This is a genomic window from Sphingomonas sp. TDK1, assembly GCF_001650735.1.
Taxonomy (GTDB): Bacteria; Pseudomonadota; Alphaproteobacteria; order Sphingomonadales; family Sphingomonadaceae; genus Sphingomonas.
Genome location: NZ_LXVY01000009.1, coordinates 1 through 19,069 on the forward strand (window position 1 = coordinate 1; position 19,069 = coordinate 19,069).

Genomic DNA, 19,069 nt, shown 5'->3' on the forward strand with positions numbered 1-19,069 from the left:
CTCGGCGAATCCACCGCCGGCGACGCCTTCGGCGCCGCGCCGGAGACGCCCGCCAAGGGCGGCCGCCGCCGCGCCGCGCAGCCGGCCGAACCCGAGACGGTCTGACCGATCGACCGGGGTGCTTCCCACCCCGGCTTTCTCCTCCCCACCGCGCGTCCAAGCCCCCGCGCGCGGACCTACAGGGTTCGCTTCGCTCCCCCGGCGAGGCGGGCCCTGTCTTTGTTCGCCCTTACGGGCTCACCGACAGGAGCCGCCGCCGTGCCGATCTCCCTCGAACACCACCGCGCCATCGCGATACGCGACTACGCCGCGCTCTCCCGCTTCGCGGTTCGACGCGAGCGGTTCCTCGACGCGCTTGATTGGACCGCCCTCGAGGATCAATTCGCCCGCGAAGCGTCGATGACCGACGACCTCATCAACGACGACCTGGCGAGCCTCTGGCTCTACATCGACCATCTCGGCCGCTGGTCCGCCGACGCCGGTCCAGACGCGCCTGGCCCGGACTCGATCCTCCGCATCGCGCGCCAGCCGCGGGACTACACGCCGCATTGATCGGCGCATCCCGCCCGGTCCTTCGCCTCGCTCAGCCCGGGCGGGACCGGGGCTCTAGTCGGCCATGCCGACCGGAACCCCGCCCGCGGGTTTCCGCCCATACGGGTGACGATCCCCTTGCGGTGATGACGCTCGCCTGCACAATCGGGACAGCAGACGCCCCTTGCGGATCAGCAACGACCCGAAGGCGCTCTCGCCGGGCAGTCGGCGCTGGCGTCGCCACCCCGCGAGCGCCACCCTCGACGCAAGCGCCCCGCTTGCGATTGCCGGCATTCGCCGGCGGGCCGTGCCGCGACCGGAGTGGCCCACGACCTCCCTCGCGGCCGATCGCGGCTCCTTGTAGGACTTGCCTCGTCTCGCTGGTCCGGCGCGCAGATGGCAATGCCGGCGCGACCCGCGCTGCGCTGATCGCCCGGGAGACTCTTGGCGACAGAACCGCCCTGATCGGTCCACGTTGCCCGTTCCAGCCTCTTCTGAGGCGCCGGCGAAGCCGCCCCGCCTCGCAGTGCCACCTGCGGCGACCGCGACCGCGTCGCAACCCCCTCCGCGAGCCCGTGTTGTCGCGCCTTCGGCGCGCCTGCCCGCGCCAGCTCGCTCCGGAGGTTCCCCGCGCGGGCTGCGCCCGCGCGGTGCGACGCGATCCCGGCCGCCGCCCATCAGTGGCACCGGCGGGGAGGCCGCCGGCACCCAAGGAGGCTTACATGAACAACGTGAACCTGGTCGGCCGGATCGCCAAGGACCCCGAGCTGCGCACCGCAGGCCGCACCGACATCACCACCATCATCGTCGCGACGGACCGCCCCAAGCTCGACAAGGAGGGCAAGACTTACAAGGATCCGCAGACCGGCTTCACCGCGAAGGAGGTCGAGTTCCATAAGGTCACGACCTTCAACGGCCTCGCCGAGGCGATCGCCAACAACCGCAAGAAGGGCGACCTGGTCGCCGTCGAGGGTCGGCTCCACTACACGAAGTGGCAGGACAACGGCGTCGACCGCTACGGCTGCGAGATCATCGCCGACCGGGTCGAGTTCTACTGACCCGCGGGGGCGGCGAGAGCCGCCCCTTTCCGCTTGCTCGCGCCATGCAAAGACACCCGCTGGCTGCTCTTTCGCGCTGATGCTACCGCCAACAGGTCCCAAGCGGAGGAGCTCGCCATGCGACGCACGTTGGAGGTTCTCGCCACCACCCTGTTCCAGCGCGACGCCAGCTCGGGCCGCATGCTGTTCCTCGGTTGCCTCGCCGTCATCGCGATCACGCGTGTCGACCCGGAGAGCGCCGCCCGCCCGCCCGCCGTCGTCGCCTTCTTCGGCTGGATGGGGGTCCACCTCCTGCTCCGCTACCTCCGCGTGCGAACCCTCCTCCGTCGCCGCCAGGACAGCCCGGCACGAACGGTCTGACCTCTCCGGACGGGTCCCGCCCCTGGGTTGAGAGGGGAGGAGGATCGGGGCCATTCGAGGCTGCCAGGTCGAGGAGAGATGAGGGCAAGAGGGGTGGAGCGGCGCATCCCGGCGTTGCCGGGACCGGGGCTCTAGTCGGCTGCGCCGACCGGAACCCCGCACGCGGGTTTCCGCCCATTCGGGTGACGATCCCCTTGCGGGGCGATAGCGACTGCCACCCCGCTCGCCGTCGGGCGGCGATCGGTCAGCGCTTCAACTGCCAACCGCATCCGACGACGCCATCGTGGCACCGGCCGCTGGTGCGGCCGGGTCCCCTGGGCGGTCGTCGTACTCCACCTCAAACCAATAACTCTCTCTCTCTGACCTCCTAGTTTGGCATCCGGGGATTCAGGCCGGTCAAGGATGCGCGGTTCCCCCAATTTTCACGCGGCCGACCCGTGCCGGGCCGCCCACGAGAAAATCGGCTCCCCCACGCTCCGCTTCGCGGCGTTAACCGGGGTCCGGCGAGCACGAGGCTCGCCGGCTTCCCGGTTAACGTCCCTGACCGACCTGACCACCGAATGCCGGGGGAGGAGCCTCATCAAGAAGATGAGAACATCACACCTTGGAGGCTCAAATGACCACTTTCACGAACTTCGCCGATCTCGCCAGCTTCGTTGCCGACGAGCGCCGCAACGACGCCCTGACGCAGACCTACGAGGGCGCTTTCATCGAGCACAGCGAGATGGCCAAGCTCAGCGTCGTCGACGCGCCGGAGCAGCTGGACATGCCGGATCCGGAGCAGGTGCGGGCCGCCGTCGAGATGATGATGGCGACGATGTTCGACGTGCTGCGCGACACCCGGATGGAGCCCTTCGCGGCAGACCTCGCGTGGGGCTTCGCCAACAGCTTCCACGTCGTTGCGAAGCGCATCGAGGGACGCGAGGACGACGCCGCGAACAAGCTGCGGGATCTCGCACGCGCCTTCGACCCCAGCGAGATCTACGCGACCGAGCTGGAGGAGACGCAGACGCTTTGCCAGACGCTGCAGGGTTGCCGCGAGGCGATGGAGTGCATGCGCGACCACGCCGCCGAGGTATACCGTGTCGAGATCGGCAAGCCCTTCTCGCCGGTCCGTGGGAGCCGGGTCTCGAGCGGCCTGACCGCCTCGATGATCGACGCGCGGGACTATCTCGCCGCGCGCAGCCGGGAACGCCGGGAGCAGTTCGCACCAGAAGGTCCGGTGGTTGCCTTCTCGGGCGGCCAGAAGGACTGGAACGACGCCGACCTTCTCTACCGCGGCCTCGACAACATCAAGGCGCGCATCCCGGAGATGATCCTCGCGACCACCGCGCAGTCCAAGGGTGCCGACGCCATCGCGCACGCATGGGCCGCATCGCGGGGTGTCAAGATCATCAAGTTCATGCTGGACCGCAGCGCGGGCAACCGGTCAGCGTTCATCCGCAACGAACGCATCCTCGGGCTGAAGCCTGTCGAAGCCGTCGTCTGCGAGGGCACGGGGATCCAGGCCAATCTCGCGCAGAAGCTGCGTCAGGCCGGGGTGCCGCTGCACATCGTGAAGCTCGCCCATCAGGCAACTGCCAAGCGCGCCTGAACGACCCGGGAGGGGCGTCGGCTTCGGCCGGCGTTCCTCCCATCCTTTTACGTCATGCCGGTGCGGCGCTCCGGGGCATCGAGCCCTCCACCGCCCTTTCCACCGGCGCTTCGCGCCGGTGGAACCTTGGGGCGGCTCCGCCCATCGCGCCGCCTGAGACTGCGCTTCCGCTTCACCCACGATCGCACGGCTCGCTCGCGTCGCGGCAGGCCGACGCCTGCCACTCGCTACGCCTCGCCGACGATCCTTTCCGCACTTCCAGTCGGAGCCTGTCATGCCGATCCGGACCGTCCACCAGTCGCTCTCGTTCGACACCATCATCACCGATCATCGGAACCGCCTCAGCGCCGAGGCGCACATGATCCAGGTGCTGCGCGTAAATGGCGACTGGCCGCAGGACGCCGCGGTCGACGCAGCTCGTTTCGGCAAGCCCGCCCTCGTGCGCGACGACGGCGATAGCGAGACCATCGAAATTCGCGACGAGAGCCCGGCGACACCCGACGCCCAGCGAGGCTGACCCGCCGACAGCCGAGCTCGCACGCGCCGCGGCGATCCCTTCGGATTGCCCGCTTGGCTCAGCCTCGCCCGCCCGTCGCCGCCCCCGCAGCGCGACGGCCCCGGGGAAGCAAAAGGGGAGGGGGAACGAGGGATGTGATCGAACCAAGGGAGGTCGAGATGTCCATCGTATTTCGCATTGCCACCGCCGCCGATGATCGGGACGGTCCGACCGCCACGATCAACGCCCGCCAGCTCGCCGCCTTCCGCTCCTTGCTTCGCGCGGAGGGATGCCGTCTCGGGCTCGCGCTGATCGACCCCGACAACGACGAGGAGACGCCTCTCGCCTACACCTTCGAGGCTCGCGTCTGCCCGCTGGCTCTCGCCAGCATGGCGCGCGTGTTCGACTTCGCCGCCGACGTGATCGCGGTCCTCGACGAGGCTCAGTTCCGCAGCCGGCGCGTCTCGTTCTACCGCAGCCGGCCGGATGGTCCGGTCGCGATGCGACCGTCCATCACGTCCGATCTCGGGGTCGAAATGGACCTCGCCAGAGGCAATGCCTATACCTTGCTGGAAAGCCTCGGACTGCGCCCCGACAGCGTCGGTGAACTGCCCGTCGCGGAGGTCCGCAAACGCCTCGACAATCCCGCCGTTCGACGCCGGATGCGCGAACAGAACATCGACCATTATGCCGACCGCCTGGAGCGACTGATCGCAACCGCGGAGACGGACGACAGCTCGCGGTTCGAGTGGGCCTGAGCCTCCCTCGCTCGACACCGCGGAGGGGCGCTGCGCATCGGCGTGGCGCCCCCTTTTTCTGCCAGCAGGGCTTGCGATCCGGGGTCCGGCGTCCGGCCCGGCTCGCTCGCTTCCGCACGGCCCCGACGGGCCGCACGTCGCTACGCATCGGCCGGGCCGGAGGAATGAATATCTCTCACTGACGTCCAATTCTGTCAGGCGTCCGAGACCGCCTCAAGGATCGACGGTTCCCCCAATTTTGCCGCGGCCGCCGCTCCGCTACGCTCCACGGCAACCCCGACAAAATCGGCTCCCCCGTCGCCCGCTTCGCGGCCGCCGGCGTAGCCGGCGGTCCTTGACCCGATCTCGGACGCCCGACGCCCGCTCCGCTGTCACTCAAGACAGCAGGAGGCTTCCATGCAGATCACCACGAACACCGCCATGAACGACCACGCCAACTATCTCGCCGCGGTCGCCTGCGCGGAGCGCCGGGCACTCCACAGCTTCTTCGACCAGCATGTCATCGAGGACGACAACGACGGGTTCATCGCCATCGACGAAGGGGACTACGACGCCCTCCCGATGGGGATCATCGACCGGGTGGTCCACACGGTTCCGGGCGGCATGTCCGACGAGTTCTGAACGACAGGGAGGGGCGGCAACGCCTCTCCCTTTTTTTGCTGTCGAGGCACACGGGCATGAGGGGCATCGAGCCCCCCATGCCCGTGCCGCGACTGACGTCGCGGCGGACCCGGTTCATGCCGCGAGGCGCTTCTCGACTTCCTCGATTCCGAGGGTCTCGATCCGCCCCGTCAGCTCCTCCAGACGCTTCGATCCGAGCTTCAACAATCCCGCCTTCTCGACGGCCTTGATCGCCTCTTCACGCTCTCGTTTCACGAGTAGCTTTCGCTTGTCCGCAAGGCGCCGCTCTTCCTCTTCGAGCGCCTGCCGTTCCTGTTCCAATGTACGCGCCATAATGGCCTCGCTGTTCATAGCTGATCGGGCTGCGAACGAGGCTGTTGTAGCGGTTGAGATGCCGGTCAGGAAGAAGAAGGTTGCGGGCGGCTCGGCGGCCCCTCCGGGTCCGCCGCACGGGCTCTATTCGCGGGCCGCTGGCCCGCTCACGAAGCCGTCGCCTTGCGCCGTCTTCGCCCTTCGGGTGACGATCCCTGCCGAGCCGATCCCGTCGCTTTGCTCCGGGCTCGATGAGCGCGCTTGGTCTGGCGACCAGGCGCGCGGGACGGGGTCACTCCGCCACCGTTTCCGCGACCGGAATCGCGATGCGAGCCCTTCCGCCCGCAGGGCGGACGATGCCCAGCCGGACCCCGGAACGACCCTCATGAATGGACGACCGACACGACCCAGGACCAACTGATCAGTCCTATAAGAGATGCACACCGAACGCAGTGGCTGCTGGACCAATACGCCCTGTTTGCAACAGGTTAGCGCGGAGTTCGGGTGTCGGACGATGTCCGCCGCTGTCCCGGATGGCGGGAAGTGCCTCAGTGTCAGTGGGTTAGGTGTCGGACGTTGGCACCGCCGACCGGCACCCTGCCGATTTCCTTTGCGGGGTTGGCCGCAATGGCATATAGATGCAACCGCTTTCTTCGATCCCCACCAGCCTCCCTGCTAGGAGGTTGGTTTGAATACCTCTTCTCGACGGTACACCATCCGGTTCGACCCAAGGGTCTGCGAACGGATCGAAGGCCTCGCGCGCAACCAGGATTGCAACCCTTCGGACGTGATCCGAGCGGCCGTCAACGCCTACCTAGCGACGTCGAACATGACCGCCCTGAGCAGCCGCCGAATGGCGCGCATCAGCGAGTTCATGCAGCTCGCGCTCGACGTCATCATCAGCGAGCAATATCCCGAGTTCCGCGAACGGATCATCGCCAACGCCGACAAGCGCCTGGAGCAGTACCATGGCGCGTAGCGACATCCGCACCGACGGCCGGGCGATCCCGCTTCACCACCACTCCGCCAGGGGCAAGGTCCAGCGCAACTCGGGCAATTTCACCCGGGGAAGCCAGCTGCTCACCCACGAGCTTCTGATGTGGTTCTCGGGCGCGAAAATGCCCGTCGTCGTGTGGTTCTTTGCCTTCGCCGCGGCATGGTTCGTCATCATGGGGCTGAAGCTCGACGAGCACGGCTTCCAGCTCATCTGCATGAAGCTCTACGCGATGCTCTGGGACTGGATCGGCTTCGACCCGACCAAGAAGGTCAACGTGACCCTCCCGAGCGGTGAAATCCGGCACACGATCATGGCCGTCGTGCAGGAGATTCCCGACGTCCAGCGGGCGTGGAGCGTCGCCATGCGCGGGCTGCTCGGCGCGTTCCTGGTCAGCATCTTCCTGACCATTCCGCTGACCATCTGGTTCGTCGATATTTCGCGGCGACGGGGCAAGTCGATTCTGCAGGAGCGGCACGAGCGCGGAGCCATGCTGGTTGAGCGCGACGTGCTCCTCGCCGAGGTCTGCCAGCACAACTACGCGGCCTTCGAAATGGAAGCCCGCGAGTGCTTCCCAGGCGTGCCACCGAAGCGGGTCCTGCAACTGCCGTTCGTGGAACGGAAGGCGGGCGGACTCCACCACCCCTACACGCTCGCCGGCGTGCCCTTCCCGCACCGGATGGAGCAGTCGCACACGATGCTGATCGGCACGACCGGCTCGGGCAAGACCACCGAGCTGCGCAGCCTCGTCAAGCAGATGCGCGACCGCCACGACAGCGCCGTCATCTTCGATCTGACCGGTGCCTATGTCGAGGCTTTCTACGACCCTGAGCGGGACACGATCCTGAACCCCATGGACCGGCGCTGTCCCGCCTGGTCCATCTTCAACGACTGCCAGACCCACAGCGAATTCACGGCCGCCGCAGCGGCGCTGATTCCGTCCGATGGCGGTTCGTCGGAACCCTTCTGGGCGCTGGCCGCCCGCACCCTCTTCATCGAGATGTGCGTCAAGCTGATCGAGAAGGGCGAGACCACCAATCTGGCGCTCTCCGAGCACCTGATGACGGCCGACCTGAAGCGAGTCCACCGCTACCTCCAGAACACGATCGCGGACCCGCTGACGGCCCCCGAAGCGGCCCGCATGGCGGAGTCGATCCGCGCCGTCTTCAACACCAACGCGCAGGTCCTCCGCTTCCTCCCCGACGAAGGTCCGCGCTTCTCGATCCGGGAGTGGATCACCGGCGAGAAGAAGCCCGGCTCGATCCTGTTCATCACCTCCAACTACGTCGACCTGCCGATGAACCGGGCGCTGCTGACGCTCTGGATGGACCTCGCGATCAACCGCCTGATGACGATGCCCCGAACCCGTTCCTTGCGGACCTGGTTCATGTTCGACGAGCTGGGCGCGCTCCACCGCCTGCCCGCGATCGAGAACGGCCTCCAGACCGCCCGCGCCTTCGGCGGAGCCATGATCCTCGGCATCCACAGCTTCGAGAAACTGGTCGAGGTTTACGGCGAGCAAGGCGCTCGGAACCTCGCCTCGCTCGCCCGCTCCAAGCTCATCCTCGCGACCGCCGATCTCGACACGGCCGAGCAGTGTGCCCGGTACATCGGCAACCGCGAGGTCCGCCAGATGGATGAGGCCTACAGCTACGGCTACAACAACACCCGCGACGCCTCGACCCTGACCCCGAGAAAGCAGGTCGAGCCGCTCGTCATCGCCGACGACATCACGAACCTGCCGTCGATGAACGGGTTTGTGAAGTTCCCCGACGGCTTCCCCGCCGCCCGCATCAAGCTCGTTTGGAAGGACTACCCGCAGGTCGCCGACGGCTTCCTGCCGCGCCCCGACATGAAGCCTGTGCGGTCCAAGCGCGGAGATGCGGTGTTCGATGGGGAGGAGGGGGAAGAAGCCGGCGGCCGTGACGGCTCGCTGCAGGTGATCGAGGAGGCTTCCGACCCCGTCAACGTGGCGAAAGACATGGCCGCCCGGATCCTCTTGAGCGATGTCGAGGAGGAGAAGGAAGGCACCGTCCGGACCCGCGACAACAACAGCGATCGGAACGAAGGGGACATGCCCCGCGAGCATGCCGCCGATCGTGCCCAGGCGGCGCGTGGCGGGCCGGATCAGGAGACCGCGCAAGCCCGCGATCGCGACGATCGGCGGGACGCCCGGAGCCACCACGCCGCCCCCCAGGTCGAGGACCAGACCATCGTCGAGCTGCGCCAGGACTTCTCCGCCGGCCGCGACTCTGACGGCATGGACATGGGGATCTAGCCCATGCTCTCCATGGCCGGCGTCCGCTCCGCTTCCGGTGCCGCGAACTACTTCGCGAAGGACGACTATTACACCGCCGAGGGCAGCTCGGAGATCAGCGCGTGGGGCGGGGAGGGCGCGGCCGATCTGGGGCTGTCGGGCGAGGTCACGAAGGATGCGTTCGAGGGCATCCTCAACGGCATCCTGCCCGGCGACGACACCATCCGGCAGGTCGAGAATCGGCGGTCCGGCTACGACCTGACGTTCTCGGCCCCGAAGACGGTTTCGGTCCTCGCCTACGTCACCGGCGACAAGCGCATACTCGGCGAGAACGGCGCCAACATGAAGGCCGTCGCGAAGGCGATGGCCTGGGTCGAGAAGAGCCTCGCCGAAGGGCGTAAGGACCTACAGGGTAAGCCCGTCCAGAGCGGCAACCTCGTCTATGCGCTATTCCAGCACGACACGAGCCGGTCGCTCGATCCGCAGGCCCACATCCATGCGGTCATAGCCAACCTGACCAAGATGCCCGACGGCAAGTGGCAGGCGCTGCATGCCGACAAGATCTGGAGCAACAACTCCGTGATCGGCTCGATCTACCACGCCTTCCTGCGCGAGGAGATGGAAAAGCTGGGCTACCAGGTGGAGCTCAAAGGCAAGCACGGCACCTTCGAGATCGCGGGCGTGCCAAAGGCGGTCATCGAGGCATTCAGCCAGCGCCGGACAGACATCCTGGCGAAGGCGGCGGAGCTCGGCATCAAGAGCACCCAGGGCCTCCGGGACGTCACCGCCCGGACCCGCGATCCCAAGCTCAACGTCGAGGATCGAGACGCGCTCGGCAAGTCATGGATCGAGAAGGCCGCGGCGCTGGGATTTGACGGTAGAGCGGTCATGGCGGCCGCGCTCGGTCGCTCGGACCCCGCGTTTCCGGACAGCGCCGTCGAGCGGGGCTACAAGGCCGTAACGGAAGCGATCGCGGGTGCCTGGGACAAGCTCGGGGCTTACCTACAGCCTCGCGATCCGCTGGTCAGCAGGGGTCTTGATCGGCTCACCCGATCGCCAACAGACGCACGCGCCCAGCTCGCCGTCGCTTCTGCCGTCCGCGTGCTTTCGGAGCGTGAAGCGGCGTTCAACGTCAATCTGCTCGGGAAGACCGCCCTCGATCTCGGCTTGAAGGGCGTCACGATCGACCATGTCGAGCGCCGTATCGGGCAACTTGTGGAACGCGGACAGCTTGTCGCGGGGCAGGTGCGAGAAGGCGACACGCGCCCGCTGATGGTGACGACGCACGAGGCGCTCAGGACCGAGGAGAGCATTCTCAAGGCGGTCGAGCAGGGCAGGGGGCAGGCCACCCCCATGATCGACGCCAGCACGGCTCCTGAGCGCCTTCAGGCGGTCGCGACCCGCGAACTGAACCCCGGCCAGCTCGCGGCCGCGACGCTGATCGTCTCGTCCGAGGATCGGACCGTGGTGGTGCAGGGCATCGCCGGCGCCGGCAAGTCGACCATGCTTCACTCGGTCGCGCGCGTCGCGGAAGCCGAAGGCCGCACCGTTACCGGCCTCGCTTTCCAGAACAAGATGGTCGCCGACCTGGCCGAGGGTGCCGGGATCAAGTCGCAGACGATCGCCTCCTTCATCCTCGCCAACGAGCGCCACCTCACCAACCGGCAGACCGACGCCTACGACCAGGCCCGCGCCACCTTCGCCGGCCAGATGCTCGTCGTCGACGAGACCTCGATGGTGTCGAGCGACGACATGCTGAAGCTGCACCAGATCTCGGCCGCGCTAGGCGTCGACAAGCTCGTCCTCGTTGGCGATCGGCAGCAGCTCTCCTCGATCGACGCCGGCAAGTCGTTCGCGCTCATCCAGGCTGGCGGCGGGATGATGGCGCGGATGGACGAGAACATCCGCCAGCGCACCGACCAGCTGCGCACGGTCGCTGCCCTCGCCAACGTCGGCGAGGCGGGCCAGGCGATGAAGGTGCTTGGCGACAGCGTCATCGAGCATCAGAGCCCGGCGCTCCACGCGGCCGAGATGTGGCTTGGTCTCTCGCCGGAGGAGCGTGAGGCGACCGCGGTGTTCGCGTCCGGCCGCTCCTCGCGCGCGATCATCAACCAGCGCATCCAGGACGGGCTTGCCAGCGAGGGCAGCGTTCGCGGCGAGGGCATCCACCTGACCGTCTACGAGCGCGTCAACACGACCCGCGAGGAACTGCGCTACGCCTCGACCTACCAGCCCGGGCAGACGCTCGAGGTGGGCAGGGGCGGCGGCCAGGACGTCGGCCTGGTCGCGGGCCGCTACGACGTCGACAAGGTCCACCCCAACGGCAGGGTCGACCTCAAACTCGGCACCAAGCGCATCCGTTTCGACCCGCAGAAGCTGTCGCCGACCGAGAAGCGCGACCGCCTGCAGCTCAGCGAGAAGAAGGATCTCCATCTCCGCGAGGGGGATCGCATCCGCTGGACCGCCAACGACAAAGACCGCGGCCTCCACAACTCGGCGCTCGCGCGCGTCCTCACGATCGACGCGAACGGCGTCACGGTCGAGACCGCCGGCAAGGAGCGGCTGACCCTCGACCTGGGCGACCCGATGCTGTCGCGCCTCGACCTCGCCTACTCGCTCAACATGCACATGGCTCAGGGCATCACGACCGACAAGGCGATCACCGTCATGTCGAGCCAGGAGCGCAATCTCTCCAACCAGCGGCTGTTCAACGTCGGTGTCACCCGCGTCCGCGACGAGCTGACGATGGTCGTCGACGACAAGGAGAAGCTGGAGCGCCAGCTCGACAACAATGCCGGCAACAAGACCTCCGCGCTGGAGACCATCGGCCGGCTCGACGTGGACCGCGAGCGCACGCGGGTGCCGGGCGCGGGCCCGCGCGAGAAGTTCGACCCCGGCCCGCTCGACCCCAAGGACCTGCCGCCGCTGCCGCGGGTCGATGACCTGAAATCACCGCCCGACCTCAAGCCCGACCGCGGCGATATCCTGCCGCCGCTGCCGGAGCGCAGCCTGGGGCTCGACCTGTGACGACCGACCGGCCGGACCGCCGGAATGACGATGGAGACGACGATGAGTGGATGGGACTTCGATGAGGTGGGCAAGTTCGGCAGCAAGCAGTCTGCTGAGGACTTCGCCAAACGCAACAACGTGGATCCTCGGGACATCCGTACCCGCGACAAGGGCGATGGCGTGGAGCTGGAAATCCGCCGATCGAGCCTGGGCGACCGCGAACTCAAGGACAGCGGCGAGGGGCGCCGCGACGGCTGGAGCTAATCGACGATCGGCGCTGCGAGCGGGGCAAAGCTTCTATGACCTGACGGGGAGATTGATCCCGATCTGCTCGACTGGTCTCAGCGGCGGTCCATCCGCCGGCTGAAAAGCTCGACACACTAGCCGCTCGTCGCCGGTAGGCCTTGGGCCAATGGGCTTGCCGCATGCAGCCTCTCCCGGCGTCGCTGCCTGCACAACGACAGCAATTTATACTAGATCAGCGCAATGTCTGACGAACCATCAAGCCTGGAGTCCGGCACTATGGGTGCCCGATCGCGTGCCGGCCGTATGCGCCCGGATAGCCGGAGCATCGACCCCGCGACGCGCGCCGAGATGCTCGCAGCCGAGCTTGGCCTCCTGATCGACGGGGCGACGAACTACGCCATCTACATGCTGGACGTGGCTGGCAACGTCGCGGTCTGGAACAAGGGTGCGGAGCGGATCAAAGGCTGGACTGAGGAGGAGATCGTCGGCCGGCACTGCTCAATCTTCTATCCGCCCGAGGAACAGGCGGATGGCAAATGGGAAAGCGATCTCTCTCGCGCGCGCGAACTTGGCCGCGTCGAGGAGGAAGGCTGGCGCGTCCGCAAGGACGGATCGGAGTTCCTCGCCAACGTCACCATCACCGCCCTTGCCGATGACGCAGGAAGCTTGATCGGCTTCGGAAAGGTGTTGCGCGACATCACGGATGAGCGGGCGGCGGAACGGGCACTGGAAGCGCGGGAATCGCAGCTGAGTTCGATCCTGGGCACCGTTCCCGACGCGATGATCGTCATCGACGATCGGGGCGCCGTCCAGTCGTTCAGCGCGGCCGCTGAGCGATTGTTCGGTTTCACCGAGAGCGAGGTGCTCGGTCGTGACATCGGCATGCTGATGCCGTCGCCGGACCGCGAGCGGCATTCCGCATATATCGCGCGCTATCTTGCAACCGGCGAAGCACGTATCATCGGCACGACCCGGCGGGTGATCGGCCAGCGCAAGGATGGCACGACCTTCCCGCACGAGCTTGCGATCGGCGAGGCGATCGGCGGCGGGCGGCGCCTGTTCACCGGTTTCATCCGGGACCTGACCGAGCGTGAGGCGACCCAGTCCCGCCTCAATGCGCTGCAGGCCGAACTCATCCACGTCTCGCGCGTGAGCGCCATGGGAGCGATGGCTTCGACGCTTGCGCATGAGCTCAACCAGCCGATCGGCGCGGTCGTCAACTATGCCGAGGGCGCGCGTGACCTTCTCGGCAATCCGACCGAAGCCAATGTGGCCGAGGTTCGCGAGGTGCTCGCAGAAGCGGCCTCCGAGGCGGTTCGCGCCGGGCAGATCGTCCGTCGCCTGCGCGCCTTCGTCGCCCGCGGCGAGGTCGAGAAGCGGATCGAAGACCTGCCGGCGCTCGTCGAAGAGGCTTGCGCGCTGGGACTCGTCGGCACGCGCACCGAGGGGGTGGAGGTCGTGGTGGCGCTCGATCCGGCCGCGACGCCGGTGCTGGTTGATCGCGTGCAGATCCAGCAGGTGATCATCAATCTCCTGCGCAATGCCGTCGAGGCGATGGCGGAAAGTGCGGTCCGGCGAGTGACCGTGGCGACCGCTCAAGGCGCCGGCGGGTGGGTCGAGGTGTCTGTGGCGGACACGGGGCCCGGGCTCGCGCCCGAGGTGCTGGCCGAGCTGTTCCGGGCCTTCCTCAGCACCAAGCAGGAAGGCATGGGGCTCGGCCTGTCGATCTGTCGCACGATCATCGAGGCGCATGGCGGCCGCATCTGGACGGAGACGCCGCCGGGTGGGGGCACCTGCTTCCGGTTCACCTTGATGCAGGCAGCAGGGGAGGCAGATCTTGGCGCCTGAGTGCTCGATCTACATCGTCGACGACGAGCCATCCATTCGCAGGTCGGCGTCATTCATGCTGCGCACCTCGGGCTATGCCGTACGCACGTACGAGTCCGGCGACGCGTTTCTGAAGGCTGTGCCGTCGCTGGACCCAGGCTGCGTGCTGCTCGACGTCCGGATGCCAGGCATCGACGGACTGGAGGTGCAGACCAGGCTTCGCGAGCGCGGCATCATCATGCCAGTTGTGGTGATGACGGGCCATGGTGACGTGTCGCTGGCAGTGCAGGCGATGAAGGCGGGTGCGATCGACTTCCTCGAAAAGCCGGTCGAGAAGGGCGCGATGCTGCGCGCCGTGGCAGCGGCTATAGGGCGACTCGTGGATGTCGACCGCCACCTTAAGGATCGGACGGAAGCGGAAACCCGGATCGCCGCGCTGACGGCGCGCGAGCGCGAGGTGCTGGAGGGGCTGGCGAAAGGCCATCCGAACAAAACCATTGCCTATGATCTCGCGATCAGCCCTCGAACGGTCGAGGTTCATCGCGCGAACCTCATGAACAAGCTTCGCGTGACCAGCTTATCCGACGCGCTTCGCATCGCCTTCGCCGCAGGACTGCCGCCGGAGGAGCGTAGTAGCTCTACGTAGCGATCAGGATCGACGGCCCTGCCATGATCGCCCTCTTCCGCGCGCCGTTGCGCCTGCGTTGGAGGGTGCAATGGGGGAGCATTTGCGAGGTGATCGGGCTCCGTCGGGTGTTAGGCTGCTTCTGGTTGAAGACGACGCTCCGGTCAGACGATCGCTTCAGCTGCTCTTACGCGGCTGCGGCTATGATGTTCGCGCTTATGCCGATGGTCGTCGCGTGTTGGTGGATCCGGCGGCGCAGGAGGTCATGTGCCTGATAACTGACCACCAAATGGCGAGCATCGACGGCATCTCGCTGCTGCGTGCCTTGCGGGCATTGGGCTGGAGTGGTGTCGCAATCCTTCTCACCGCAACGCACGCAAGCCTGGAACCGGCGGATGCGGGAAGTGTCGGCTTCGAGCTGGTCATCGAAAAGCCGGTCGACGAGCATAGCTTGATAGAGGTGGTACGCCGCTCGCTATCCCGAATGTAACGGCGTTCGTTCGTCAATGGCACGCTACGGGACTCCCCGTATGTCACGATCCGCATGCGAGCGGATAGCTATCCACTCATCCTGAAGATGGAGGAGCGCTTGTGACATTTCCATTTGATCAGGCCGCGATGATGATGCGGGCAAATTGCAGACTCGCGGCGCGCCTTTCACAGGTAGCCCAAGCGGCAAACCAGGACTGGATGAAGGCGAATGCGCGCTCGGTCGAGCGTTTGCTCTCCCAGGCAAAGCCGGCGGCGGCGATGGCAGCCGAGGCTCCCCAGCAGCAAGACGAAGGGATCGCGCAGCTCGCCCGCACCATCTCGGACAGCCTCGAGGAAGTAGGGGGCGCCTTCGCCGAGTGGCAGTCGAACTGCGTCGCGTCCCTGACGGGAACTACCGACGGCAGTCCGGGCGACTTCGCGCGCTACACGGCCTGGGCGTGGCGGGATGCCCGATCAGGCGGAGCCGAGCCGGAACAAGCGACGGGCGCGGGAGTCTGAGATATCGTCAGCCGAGTAGGTGCTGGCCGCTGTCGACAGGGATCACGGTTCCAGTGATCCGCTTCGCAGCGTCGCTGACGAGGAACGCGGCAAGCGATCCGACATCGGCGATGTCGACCAGCCGCCCCTCGGGAGCGGCGGCTGCCGCGCGGTCGAGCAGTTCGTCGAACCGGTCGATACCGCTCGCTGCGCGCGTCGCGATCGGGCCGGGCGAGATTGCGTGGGCGCGTATGCCCTTGGACCCCAGTTCCGCTGCGACATACCGGGTGGCGCTCTCCAGCGCCGCCTTGACTGGTCCCATGAGATTATAGTGCTCCACCACTCTCTCCGAGCCGTAGAACGTCACGCAGAGGAGGCAGCCGCCGTTCGCCATCAGCGGCTCGGCGCGCTTCGCCATCCGCAGGAAGCTGTGGCACGAGACGTCCATCGCCAGCGCAAAGCCTTCGGCCGAGCTGTCGACGACGCGCCCGTGCAGATCCTCCTTGGGCGCGAAGGCGATCGAATGGAGGAGGAAGTCGAGCCCGCCCCATTCGTTCTGGACGCGGTCGAACAGCGCATCGAGCTCGCCGGGTACGCGTACGTCGCAGGGCGCTGTCCATTCGATGCCGAGCCGCTCGGCGACCGGCGCCACGAACGGTTCGGCCTTGGCGTTGAGGTAGGTGGCGGCAAGGCGCGCACCGCAATGAGCGAAGGCTTCGGCGCAACCGGTGGCAATGCTGTGCTCGTTCGCGATGCCGACGACGAGGCCGCGCTTGCCGGCCAGATCGACAAGGGGCGTCATGCCACCTCCTCCCGCGTGGGCAAGAGCAGATTAATCATGTGCAGCGCGATCATACGTTCCTCGTCGGTCGGGATTACGCGCACGGCGACGCGGCTCGCACTGGTGTTGATGAGCGGGGCATGCCCGCGATTGGCAGCGTGATCGAGCTCGATGCCGAGCCAGGCCAGCCGTTCGCAGACCAGAGCGCGCACCTGCGGCGCGTTCTCGCCGATGCCGGCGGTGAAGACGATCCCGTCGAGCCCGCCCAGCGTCGACACGAGCGCGCCAGCCTCGCGGGCGATCCGCCAGGTGAAGAGATCGATCGCCTCGCGGGCATGCGGATCGGCGCTGGCGAGGAGGTCGCGCATGTCGCCGGAGATTCCCGAGACACCGAGCAGGCCGGAGCGGTGGTAGAGCAGATCCTCGACCTCGGCGGCGCTCACGCCCTTCTGCTGAAGCAGATAGAGGATCACGCCGGGATCGAGCGTGCCGCAGCGCGTGCCCATCATCAATCCCTCCAGGGCTGTGAAGCCCATCGAGCTGTCGACGCTGGTCCCGGCCAGCATCGCACAGAGGCTGGCACCGTTGCCGAGATGCGCCGCGATCACCCGGCCGGCGGCGAGGCCGGGATCCAGCTCGCGGAGTCTGCGGCTTACATAATCATAGGAGAGGCCGTGGAAGCCGTAGCGGCGAACGCCCTCATCGTGGAGCGCGCGCGGCAGGGCGAAGCGCGTGGCGAGGTCGGCATGACCATGGTGGAAGGCGGTGTCGAAGCAGGCGACCTGTGGCAGGTCGGGCGCAACTGCACGGATGGCGCGGATCGCGGCGAGGTTGTGCGGCTGGTGCAGCGGGGCCAGCGGCGAGAGCGCGTCGAGCGCCTCCAGTAGAGCATCGTCGACGATCGCGGGCGCGAAGAAGTGCGTGCCGCCATGCACGACGCGGTGGCCGATCCCGATCACCTCCTGGCCGGTGAGATGCTCGCGCATCCAGCCGAGGAGATCGCCGAACAGGGCTTCGTGCGAAAGCGCCGCCCCCTGGGGCCAGCGCCGCTCGGTGGAAATCCTGCCGTCCGGCTCGCGCGCGATCAGGTGCGGTGCGGTGCCGATCCCCTCGATCTTGCCGGCGCCGGCGGGCTCCACCCCGTCCTTCCCAAGCATGAAGAGAGCGAACTTGATGCTGGACGAACCGGCGTTGATGCAGGCGACGGCCTGGCTCATTCTTTGATCGTCCCAAGCGCCGTCTCGGACGCGGCGCGGACCAGCAGGGCGGCGATGGCGCAGGAGGCGAGGCGGGTGCGCAAGTTGTCGGCGCGACTGGTGAGGATGATTGGCACGCGCGCGCCCAGCACCACGCCGGCGGCGTCCGCGCCGGAGAGGAAGGTAAGCTGCTTGGCCAGCATGTTCCCGGCCTCCAGGTTCGGCACCACCAGGATATCCGCGCGGCCGGCGACGGGCGAGACGATGCCCTTCTCGCGCGCGGCGGCCTCGCTGACGGCGTTGTCGAAGGCGAGCGGCCCGTCGAGCACGCCGCCGGCGATCTGGCCGCGATCGGCCATCTTGCACAGGGCAGCGGCATCCAGGGTCGATCGCATGCCGGGGTTGACCGTCTCCACCGCCGCCAGGATCGCCACCTTTGGCGCGTCGATGCCGATCGCATGGGCGAGATCGATGCCGTTGCGGACGATATCCGCCTTCTGCTCCAGCGTCGGTTCGATGTTTATCGCCGCATCGGTGATGATGAGCGGTGTGGGGTGGCCGGGCACGTCCATCAGGTAGGCGTGGCTGATCCGCCGTTCGGTCCGCAGGCCGCCGTCGCTTGCGACCACCGCCGACATGAGCTCATCGGTATGGAGCGACCCCTTCATCAGCAGCGCCGCCCCGCCGGAGCGGACCAGCGCCACCGCAGCCGCGGCCGCAGCGTGGCTGTGCGGGGCCGCGACGAGGCGGTAGCCGGAAATGTCCTTGCCCGCTGCCTCGGCCGCCGCGCGGATCTTCGCCTCAGGGCCGACGAGGATCGGCCGGATCAGGCCTGCCTCGGCCGCCTCGAGCGCCGCGTCCAGCGCCGCCGCGGTGCAGGGATGGGCGACCGCGGTGAGCGGTGCCTCCGCCGCCTGCGCGCGCTCGATCAGCCGGCGGTAGCGGCCATGGCCGGCGATCCGCACTTCCGGAACGGGGATGCGCGGCCGGCGCACCTTCTCGGTCGGCGCCTTCACCTCGGCGCGGCCGGTGATGACCTCCTCGCCCTTCTGGTTGGTGCAGGCGCAATCGAGGATCACGACCCGATGTTCCGGCCGCTTCTCGACCACGGTCACGGTCGCGGTGACGGTATCGCCAAGGCTGACCGGCCGCACGAAGCGCAGGCTCTGGCCGAGATAGATGGCGCCGGGACCGGGAAGTTCGGTGCCCAGCACCGCTGAGATCAGGCCGCCGCCCCACATGCCGTGGGCGATGACGCGGTGGAACATGTCGGTCGCGGCATAGGCCGCGTCGAGGTGTGCGGGGTTTACGTCGCCGGAGACGCGCGCGAAGAGCTGGATGTCCTCTTCGGTCAGGGTGCGGGAGACGCGGGCCGTGGCGCCGACCTCGATCTCGTCGAAGGTCCGGTTCTCGATCATCTCCGGATCGGCCATCG

19 protein-coding genes are annotated in these 19,069 nt (G+C 67.4%); 15 read left to right on the plus strand and 4 right to left on the minus strand.

The features are described 5' to 3' along the window. Positions 1 to 258: 258 nt before the first annotated feature. The 7 genes from A7X12_RS08170 to A7X12_RS08200 all read left to right on the plus strand — a co-directional run bounded on the left by A7X12_RS08170 (position 259) and on the right by A7X12_RS08200 (position 5,418). On the plus strand, positions 259 to 552 hold the full coding sequence (locus A7X12_RS08170; protein ID WP_084445216.1) for a hypothetical protein: 294 nt from the start codon (positions 259 to 261) through the stop codon (positions 550 to 552). Positions 553 to 1,253: 701 nt separating this feature from the next. Further along, positions 1,254 to 1,589, plus strand: a complete 336-nt coding sequence (locus A7X12_RS08175) for a single-stranded DNA-binding protein (protein WP_064311180.1) — start codon at positions 1,254 to 1,256, stop codon at positions 1,587 to 1,589. Between the two features lie 117 nt (positions 1,590 to 1,706). Further along, positions 1,707 to 1,949, plus strand: coding sequence for a hypothetical protein (locus tag A7X12_RS08180; protein WP_157105532.1), 243 nt, complete (start codon positions 1,707 to 1,709; stop codon positions 1,947 to 1,949). A gap of 616 nt (positions 1,950 to 2,565) precedes the next feature. Beyond that, entirely contained in the window at positions 2,566 to 3,543 is a 978-nt protein-coding gene (locus A7X12_RS08185; RefSeq protein WP_064311182.1) for an SLOG family protein, read from the plus strand. 274 nt (positions 3,544 to 3,817) lie between these two features. Beyond that, positions 3,818 to 4,060 carry a hypothetical protein gene (locus A7X12_RS08190; RefSeq protein ID WP_064311183.1) on the plus strand — a complete coding sequence of 81 codons (243 nt, stop codon included), beginning with the start codon at positions 3,818 to 3,820 and terminating at the stop codon, positions 4,058 to 4,060. A 158-nt stretch (positions 4,061 to 4,218) separates the two neighbouring features. After that, on the plus strand, positions 4,219 to 4,797 hold the full coding sequence (locus A7X12_RS08195; protein WP_064311184.1) for a hypothetical protein: 579 nt from the start codon (positions 4,219 to 4,221) through the stop codon (positions 4,795 to 4,797). A 396-nt stretch (positions 4,798 to 5,193) separates the two neighbouring features. Beyond that, positions 5,194 to 5,418 (plus strand): hypothetical protein, encoded by a 225-nt coding sequence (locus A7X12_RS08200; protein WP_064311185.1) that lies wholly within the window; start codon positions 5,194 to 5,196, stop codon positions 5,416 to 5,418. A gap of 114 nt (positions 5,419 to 5,532) precedes the next feature. Here A7X12_RS08200 and A7X12_RS08205 read toward each other — a convergent pair whose 3' ends face one another. Continuing rightward, the gene (locus tag A7X12_RS08205) at positions 5,533 to 5,769 is read right to left on the minus strand and encodes a hypothetical protein (RefSeq protein WP_443029297.1); all 237 of its coding nucleotides are present in this window, start codon (positions 5,767 to 5,769) and stop codon (positions 5,533 to 5,535) included. A gap of 649 nt (positions 5,770 to 6,418) precedes the next feature. Here A7X12_RS08205 and A7X12_RS08210 point away from each other — a divergent pair. The 8 genes from A7X12_RS08210 to A7X12_RS08245 all read left to right on the plus strand — a co-directional run bounded on the left by A7X12_RS08210 (position 6,419) and on the right by A7X12_RS08245 (position 15,678). Further along, entirely contained in the window at positions 6,419 to 6,709 is a 291-nt protein-coding gene (locus tag A7X12_RS08210) for a hypothetical protein (RefSeq protein ID WP_064311186.1), read from the plus strand. Next, complete coding sequence (locus tag A7X12_RS08215) at positions 6,699 to 9,002, plus strand: type IV secretion system DNA-binding domain-containing protein (RefSeq protein ID WP_064311187.1); 2,304 nt, start codon at positions 6,699 to 6,701, stop codon at positions 9,000 to 9,002. Before A7X12_RS08210 ends, A7X12_RS08215 begins: the two co-directional genes overlap by 11 nt. Positions 9,003 to 9,005: 3 nt before the next feature. Further along, a complete protein-coding gene (gene mobF, locus A7X12_RS08220; RefSeq protein WP_064311188.1) occupies positions 9,006 to 12,008 on the plus strand; it encodes a MobF family relaxase in 3,003 nt (1,000 codons plus the stop codon). Between the two features lie 42 nt (positions 12,009 to 12,050). Then, complete coding sequence (locus A7X12_RS08225) at positions 12,051 to 12,254, plus strand: hypothetical protein (protein WP_064311309.1); 204 nt, start codon at positions 12,051 to 12,053, stop codon at positions 12,252 to 12,254. Between the two features lie 258 nt (positions 12,255 to 12,512). Next, positions 12,513 to 14,084, plus strand: a complete 1,572-nt coding sequence (locus tag A7X12_RS08230) for a PAS domain-containing sensor histidine kinase (protein WP_443029298.1) — start codon at positions 12,513 to 12,515, stop codon at positions 14,082 to 14,084. Between the two features lie 55 nt (positions 14,085 to 14,139). Then, a complete protein-coding gene (locus A7X12_RS08235; RefSeq protein ID WP_232318412.1) occupies positions 14,140 to 14,709 on the plus strand; it encodes a response regulator in 570 nt (189 codons plus the stop codon). Between the two features lie 70 nt (positions 14,710 to 14,779). Next, positions 14,780 to 15,178: a response regulator gene (locus A7X12_RS08240; RefSeq protein WP_064311191.1), complete on the plus strand. Its 399-nt coding sequence runs from the start codon at positions 14,780 to 14,782 to the stop codon at positions 15,176 to 15,178. Positions 15,179 to 15,279: 101 nt separating this feature from the next. Continuing rightward, on the plus strand, positions 15,280 to 15,678 hold the full coding sequence (locus A7X12_RS08245; protein ID WP_232318413.1) for a hypothetical protein: 399 nt from the start codon (positions 15,280 to 15,282) through the stop codon (positions 15,676 to 15,678). Between the two features lie 7 nt (positions 15,679 to 15,685). On the opposite strand, the gene fabI is transcribed toward A7X12_RS08245, so the two are convergent. From fabI to A7X12_RS08260, 3 genes are read right to left on the minus strand one after another with little or no spacing between them, the layout of a single operon-like run. Further along, positions 15,686 to 16,459, minus strand: a complete 774-nt coding sequence (gene fabI / locus A7X12_RS08250; RefSeq protein ID WP_064311193.1) for an enoyl-ACP reductase FabI — start codon at positions 16,457 to 16,459, stop codon at positions 15,686 to 15,688. Then, complete coding sequence (locus A7X12_RS08255) at positions 16,456 to 17,655, minus strand: acetate/propionate family kinase (protein ID WP_064311194.1); 1,200 nt, start codon at positions 17,653 to 17,655, stop codon at positions 16,456 to 16,458. Before A7X12_RS08255 ends, fabI begins: the two co-directional genes overlap by 4 nt. Then, positions 17,652 to 19,067: a bifunctional enoyl-CoA hydratase/phosphate acetyltransferase gene (locus A7X12_RS08260; RefSeq protein ID WP_064311195.1), complete on the minus strand. Its 1,416-nt coding sequence runs from the start codon at positions 19,065 to 19,067 to the stop codon at positions 17,652 to 17,654. Before A7X12_RS08260 ends, A7X12_RS08255 begins: the two co-directional genes overlap by 4 nt. Between the last annotated feature and the right edge of the window lie 2 nt (positions 19,068 to 19,069).

Bases quoted from the DNA above. Each gene is read 5' to 3' on its own strand.
- A7X12_RS08190 (WP_064311183.1), top strand. From the start codon at position 3,818: ATGCCGATCCGGACCGTCCACCAGTCGCTCTCGTTCGACACCATCATC.
- fabI (WP_064311193.1), bottom strand. From the start codon at position 16,459: ATGACGCCCCTTGTCGATCTGGCCGGCAAGCGCGGCCTCGTCGTCGGC.
- A7X12_RS08255 (WP_064311194.1), bottom strand. From the start codon at position 17,655: ATGAGCCAGGCCGTCGCCTGCATCAACGCCGGTTCGTCCAGCATCAAG.
- A7X12_RS08180 (WP_157105532.1), top strand. From the start codon at position 1,707: ATGCGACGCACGTTGGAGGTTCTCGCCACCACCCTGTTCCAGCGCGAC.
- A7X12_RS08260 (WP_064311195.1), bottom strand. From the start codon at position 19,067: ATGGCCGATCCGGAGATGATCGAGAACCGGACCTTCGACGAGATCGAG.
- A7X12_RS08205 (WP_443029297.1), bottom strand. From the start codon at position 5,769: ATGAACAGCGAGGCCATTATGGCGCGTACATTGGAACAGGAACGGCAG.
- A7X12_RS08230 (WP_443029298.1), top strand. From the start codon at position 12,513: ATGGGTGCCCGATCGCGTGCCGGCCGTATGCGCCCGGATAGCCGGAGC.
- A7X12_RS08175 (WP_064311180.1), top strand. From the start codon at position 1,254: ATGAACAACGTGAACCTGGTCGGCCGGATCGCCAAGGACCCCGAGCTG.
- mobF (WP_064311188.1), top strand. From the start codon at position 9,006: ATGCTCTCCATGGCCGGCGTCCGCTCCGCTTCCGGTGCCGCGAACTAC.
- A7X12_RS08235 (WP_232318412.1), top strand. From the start codon at position 14,140: ATGCTGCGCACCTCGGGCTATGCCGTACGCACGTACGAGTCCGGCGAC.
- A7X12_RS08185 (WP_064311182.1), top strand. From the start codon at position 2,566: ATGACCACTTTCACGAACTTCGCCGATCTCGCCAGCTTCGTTGCCGAC.
- A7X12_RS08195 (WP_064311184.1), top strand. From the start codon at position 4,219: ATGTCCATCGTATTTCGCATTGCCACCGCCGCCGATGATCGGGACGGT.
- A7X12_RS08240 (WP_064311191.1), top strand. From the start codon at position 14,780: ATGGGGGAGCATTTGCGAGGTGATCGGGCTCCGTCGGGTGTTAGGCTG.
- A7X12_RS08215 (WP_064311187.1), top strand. From the start codon at position 6,699: ATGGCGCGTAGCGACATCCGCACCGACGGCCGGGCGATCCCGCTTCAC.
- A7X12_RS08200 (WP_064311185.1), top strand. From the start codon at position 5,194: ATGCAGATCACCACGAACACCGCCATGAACGACCACGCCAACTATCTC.
- A7X12_RS08225 (WP_064311309.1), top strand. From the start codon at position 12,051: ATGAGTGGATGGGACTTCGATGAGGTGGGCAAGTTCGGCAGCAAGCAG.